At 63.3% G+C, this 5,233-nt stretch carries 6 protein-coding genes; all 6 read left to right on the top strand.

Annotation, left to right across the window (positions count from 1 at the left end):
• The coding region (locus tag WCE35_RS08255; protein ID WP_424592858.1) for an AAA family ATPase at positions 1 to 624 on the top strand (624 nt) is incomplete at its 5' end.
• Between the two features lie 53 nt (positions 625 to 677).
• Positions 678 to 1,652: a small ribosomal subunit Rsm22 family protein gene (locus tag WCE35_RS08250; protein ID WP_424592857.1), complete on the top strand. Its 975-nt coding sequence runs from the start codon at positions 678 to 680 to the stop codon at positions 1,650 to 1,652.
• Between the two features lie 125 nt (positions 1,653 to 1,777).
• Complete coding sequence (locus WCE35_RS08245) at positions 1,778 to 2,338, top strand: LemA family protein (protein ID WP_424592856.1); 561 nt, start codon at positions 1,778 to 1,780, stop codon at positions 2,336 to 2,338.
• A 31-nt stretch (positions 2,339 to 2,369) separates the two neighbouring features.
• Positions 2,370 to 3,548 (top strand): M48 family metallopeptidase, encoded by a 1,179-nt coding sequence (locus WCE35_RS08240; protein ID WP_424592855.1) that lies wholly within the window; start codon positions 2,370 to 2,372, stop codon positions 3,546 to 3,548.
• A gap of 165 nt (positions 3,549 to 3,713) precedes the next feature.
• Positions 3,714 to 4,469, top strand: coding sequence for a hypothetical protein (locus tag WCE35_RS08235; protein ID WP_424592854.1), 756 nt, complete (start codon positions 3,714 to 3,716; stop codon positions 4,467 to 4,469).
• Positions 4,470 to 4,530: 61 nt separating this feature from the next.
• Positions 4,531 to 5,199 carry a hypothetical protein gene (locus WCE35_RS08230; RefSeq protein WP_424592853.1) on the top strand — a complete coding sequence of 223 codons (669 nt, stop codon included), beginning with the start codon at positions 4,531 to 4,533 and terminating at the stop codon, positions 5,197 to 5,199.
• The last annotated feature ends 34 nt before the right edge of the window (positions 5,200 to 5,233 follow it).

The raw sequence follows: 5,233 nt of genomic DNA, 5'->3' as shown, positions 1-5,233 counted from the left end.
GTCAATCTGCGCGCCGAGGAAGAGCTGCGCGAGGTCGAAGCCCAGCACACCGCGCTCACCACCGAGCGCGACGATCTGGTGGAAGCGATCAAGCGGCTGCGCCAGGGCATCCAGAGCCTCAACCGCGAGGCGCGCGAGCGGCTGCTCGCCTCGTTCGAGATCGTCAACGAGCACTTCAAGCGGCTGTTCGTGGAACTGTTCGGCGGCGGCGAAGCCGCCCTTCACCTGATCGAAAGCGACGACCCGCTGGAGGCAGGCCTCGAGATCATCGCAAAACCGCCCGGCAAGAAGCCGCAGACGCTGTCGCTGCTCTCGGGCGGCGAGCAGGCGCTGACCGCGCTGGCGCTGATTTTCGCGGTGTTCCTGACCAACCCGTCGCCGATCTGCGTGCTGGACGAAGTCGACGCGCCGCTCGACGACCACAATGTCGAGCGGTTCTGCACCCTGCTGCATGAAATGACGGCGTCAACGGAAACACGCTTCATCATCATCACCCACAATCCGATCACGATGGCGCGAATGAACCGGCTGTTCGGCGTCACCATGGCCGAGCGCGGCGTGTCGCAACTGGTCTCGGTCGACCTCGAAGACGCGGTCAAGATCCTCGACCAGAACGTGGCGTGACCACTTGCTTCCCTTCCCCCTGTGTGTGAGCGGGAGAGGGGAAGAAGACGACGATGACCTCACCCGATCTCCCCGCCGAGCTGAAGGCGGCGCTTGAGGCCAGGCTTCAAGGCCTGTCGCGCAACGCCGCCGCCGCTCGCGCCGCTGCTATCTCGAAAACCTATCGCGACGGCGGCGGCTCCGGTGCGATCAAGTCCGAAATCGACGCGCTCGCCTATGCGCTGGCGCGGATGCCTGCGACCTATGCCGCCGTTACCGCCAGCCTGAACGCGCTCGGCGAAATCAGGCCGGACTTCGCGCCAGCCAGTTTACTCGATGTAGGCGCCGGGCCGGGCACCGCGACCTGGGCCGCGGCGGACGCGCTTCCATCGCTGCAGGATTTCATCCTGCTCGACGCCAATGATGCGTTGCGCTCGCTGGCGCTCGACTTCGCCCGCAGCAGCGCGCGCCTGCGCAATATGAACTACGAGCCGGGGCAAGCCCGCAACCTGCTCGCCCATGCTGAAGCAGCCGACCTTGTGATAGCGAGCTACATGGTCGGCGAGATCGGCGACGCGGAACGGCGGGCGCTCGCCGAGTCGCTTTGGGCAAAAACCCGCGACACGCTGCTGATCGTCGAGCCCGGCACGCCCGCGGGCTATGCACGGATCATCGCGCTGCGCGAGCAGTTGATCGCGCTCGGCGCGCATGTCGCGGCCCCCTGCCCGCATGACGGCAAATGCCCGCTTTCCGCGCCGGACTGGTGCCACTTCACCCAGCGGCTACCGCGCTCCGGCGCGCACAAGCAGGTCAAGGGCGCCGAACTGCCGTTCGAGGACGAAAAATTCGCCTATGTCGCGCTCACGCGCGCGCCGGTTGCGCAGCGCCTTGCCCGCGTGCTGGCGCAGCCTGATCTCACCAAGGTCGAAATATCGGCCAAACTGTGCACCCCCGACGGTCTCGCCATCGCAAAAATACCCCGCCGCGCCAAGGCGGACTATGCGCGCGCCCGCCGCTGGCGATGGGGCGATGCGATCATCGAGGGCTAAATGCCCTTGAACTAATCCCGCCTTAGATTCGACCAAAGCAATGCCTCACTTCGCGGGCGGGCTACCCATGGCTGCGTTTTCCTCTAGGGTGCCCGCCTTCTTCGTCCCATCAGGAGTTTTCTGCCATGTCGACCGGCTGGATCGTTCTCGGCGTCATCGTCATTCTCGCGCTTTTCGCCTTCGGCGCCTATAACCGCCTGGTCGCGCTCGGCCAGCGCGTCAGTCAGGCCTTCGCCGACATCGACGTGCAGCTCAAGCAGCGCCACGATCTGATCCCGAACCTGGTCGAGACCGTGAAAGGCTACGCCGCGCATGAGCGCGGCACCCTCGACGACGTGATCAAGGCCCGCAACTCGGCGATGTCGGCGCAGGGGCCGGCGCAGGTGTCGGCCGCCGAAAACCAGCTGAGCGGCGCGCTCGGCCGGCTGATCGCGCTGTCGGAAGCCTATCCCGACCTCAAGGCCAACGCCAACTTCCAGCAATTGGCAAGCGAACTGTCCGACCTCGAGAACAAGATCGCCGCCAGCCGCCGCTTCTTCAACAACGCGGTCCAGGAATACAATACCGGCATCCAGCAGATGCCGGCTGCTTTATTCGCCGGCATGTTCGGCTTCACCCGCAAGGATTTCTTCGACCTCGGCGCCAGCCGCACCGAAGTCGAGGCGACGCCGACGGTGAAGTTCTGAACGCCCGAATAGTTCGGCAGAGCAGCGCAACATGGCCGCCTACGGTCTTTACACGCATATCGCCTCGAACAAGCTTCGTTCGATGCTGCTGCTCGCCGGCCTGTTCCTCCTGATCTATGTGCTGGTCTATGCCGGCGCGCTGATCGCGGAGGTCGTGATCAACGGCAATGGCTCGGTCGATTACTATCTGATGGCGGCATTGCGCGACCTGATTTCGGCATTTCCCTATGCGACCTTCGCCGCCGCGCTGTGGATCATGATCGCCTACTTCTTCCACCAGAACATGATCGACGCGGTGACCGGCGGCGAGGACGTGACGCGATTGCAGCAGCCGCGGCTCTATAACCTCCTGGAAAATCTCTGTATCTCGCGCGGCATCCCGATGCCGAAGCTGAAAGTGATGGTCAGCCCGGCGCTGAATGCATTCGCGACCGGCCTCAACCGGCGGCAATATGCCGTGACCGTGACGTCAGGCCTGTTGCAGACGCTCAATGATCGGGAGATCGAGGCGGTGCTCGGCCACGAGCTCACCCATATCCGCAACGGCGACGTCCAGTTGATGGTGATCGCGGTGATCATCGCGGGCGTGATCGGCTTCTTCGGCGAGCTGTTCTTCCGGATGTTCACCAATTTGTCGTGGAATTCCAGCGGTAGCGGCTGGTCATCCTCGTCTTCTTCCTCCTCCTCGTCGGACCGCGACAGCAAGGGCTCCGGGGGCGGCGCGATCATTGTCGTGATCATCGCGATTGCGCTGATCATGCTGGCCTGGCTGCTCTCGCAAGTCGTAAAATTGGCGCTGTCGCGATCGCGCGAATTGTTGGCCGACGCCGGATCGGTCGAACTGACGAAAAATCCTGATGCCATGATCTCGGCACTGCGCAAGATCGAGGGCCGCGGCGAACTCCCGGGCGCGACCTCGGCGGTGATGGAATTGTGCGTCGACAATCCGCGCGAGGGCTTTGCCGATCTGTTCGCGACCCACCCCTCGGTCGATTCGCGGGTCCGGGCGCTGGTGCAATTCGCCGGCGGCCACGATCCCGGGCCGCTGGCCTTGCCCTCCGACCCGGCCGACGGGCAGGACGGCCAGCCGGAGCACCCGGCCTCCCAGGGCCAGCTTCCGCCGCCGCCCCGCGGCCCCTGGAGCGACGGTCCCCCATCGGTCGAAGCCTCCGAGGGCCCATCAACGGGTCCGTGGGGCCGGGGCGGATAAGCGATGGTTATGCCGGCAGCCCTTTAACGAAATCGGCAAGAATAAACCCCGCGCCCGGCGGTCTAAGGAATTGAATTCCTCTTGGTTTCTGCCATGTTCGCGCCCCAAAGCAGGCAGGAACGCCCCGGTCGCTTCCGCGATCGGGGCGCAGTTTAAGGAAATTCCATGGCAAAGCCGGTCGTGATTGTGGTGGGCGCGGATAAGGGCGGGGTCGGCAAGACCACGGTATCGCGGACGCTACTGGATTATTTCAATGCCAACCATGTCCCCACCCGTGCCTTCGACACCGAATTCCCGCGCGGTACGCTGAAACGGTTCCATCCCGAGATCACCGAAATCGTCGACATGACGGTGACCTCGGACCAGATGAAGATTTTCGATACCCTGAACGCGGTCAGCCCCTCCGTCACCGTGATCGACGTCCGCGCCGGCCTGCTGTCGCCCTCGCTGGTCGCGCTGCGCGACATCGGCTTTCTCGATGCCGCCAAATCAGGCCAGATCACCTTCGCCGTATTCCATATCCTGGGCTCCTCGATCGCCTCGCTCGACGAAATCGCCGAGACCGCCAATTTCATGCAGGGCGCGAAATACTTCCTGGTGAAGAACTTCATCAACAACACCAGCTTCTTCGAATGGGACCAGTCGACCTACAATTCCTATTTCCACCGCATCAAGGACGCCACCGACCTCACGATTCCAAAGCTCAATGAAATGGCCTTCGAGCAGGTCGAGATCGCTTCGGTGCCGTTCCTCAAATTCGTCGCCAACAAGGGCGTCCACGACGACGTGGCGAATTATTCGTTCGTGCTGCGCGGCTATGTCCGCCACTGGCTCGCCAATGTCTGGAGCGAGTTCGACCGCATCAGGCTGACCGATCTCGTCGGCGCCGGCAAACCGCTCCCGCGCGGCGGCGAAAAATAATCGCTGGCCTGCCGGGAATTGGGGCTGGATTGGGCGGACGATTCGCCTGATATAGCGCCTGATGTCATCCACGCCCGTCTACATCGTCTGCTCGCCCCGCCCGCTCGTCGGCAAGACGCTGGTGGCGCGGTTGCTGAGCGAATTCCTGCTGCTGAAAAACGGCACGGTGAGTTCCTTCGACCTCAATCTGAGGGAGCCGACGCTGCTCGACTACCTCCCTGATATCACCGAGACCGCCGAGGTCGACGATACCTTCGGCAAGATGCAATTGATGGACCGCCTGATCGTCAATGACGGCCTTGCCAAGGTGATCGATCTCGGCTTTCACGCCTTCGACGAATTCTTCAAGATGACCGAAGAGATCGGCTTCGTGAAGGAGGCGGCACGCCGCGGCGTCGCGCCGATCGTGCTGTTCGTGGCGGACACCGACCGTGTCTCCGCGCGCAGCTACCCGATGCTGCGACAGCAGATTCCCGCGACCTCGCTCGTCACCATCGACAACGAATATGTGGTGCGCGGCGAACTGCCGGCCGGCTTCGCCGATGGCCGCCTGCTGCGCATCTCCGCGCTGCCGTCGTTCCTGAAAACCTATGTCGACCGGCTGAATTTCTCGTTCACGGGCTATTTGCGCAGCGAACGGGATTCCTCGACCGAACTGCATCAGTGGATACGCCAGAACTACTACAATTTCCGCGAACTGGAGCAGAGCCTGATTTTGCAGAGGCCTTGACCTGTCGTCCCCGCGCACGCGGGGACCCATAACC

The sequence above is a fragment of the Bradyrhizobium sp. genome, assembly GCF_049691595.1.
GTDB lineage: Bacteria > Pseudomonadota > Alphaproteobacteria > Rhizobiales > Xanthobacteraceae > Bradyrhizobium.
Note: the sequence above shows the minus strand (reverse complement) of the source record. Positions and strands in the feature narration are given on the sequence as shown.

Bases quoted from the DNA above. Each gene is read 5' to 3' on its own strand.
- WCE35_RS08250 (WP_424592857.1), top strand. From the start codon at position 678: ATGACCTCACCCGATCTCCCCGCCGAGCTGAAGGCGGCGCTTGAGGCC.
- WCE35_RS08245 (WP_424592856.1), top strand. From the start codon at position 1,778: ATGTCGACCGGCTGGATCGTTCTCGGCGTCATCGTCATTCTCGCGCTT.
- WCE35_RS08240 (WP_424592855.1), top strand. From the start codon at position 2,370: ATGGCCGCCTACGGTCTTTACACGCATATCGCCTCGAACAAGCTTCGT.
- WCE35_RS08235 (WP_424592854.1), top strand. From the start codon at position 3,714: ATGGCAAAGCCGGTCGTGATTGTGGTGGGCGCGGATAAGGGCGGGGTC.
- WCE35_RS08230 (WP_424592853.1), top strand. From the start codon at position 4,531: ATGTCATCCACGCCCGTCTACATCGTCTGCTCGCCCCGCCCGCTCGTC.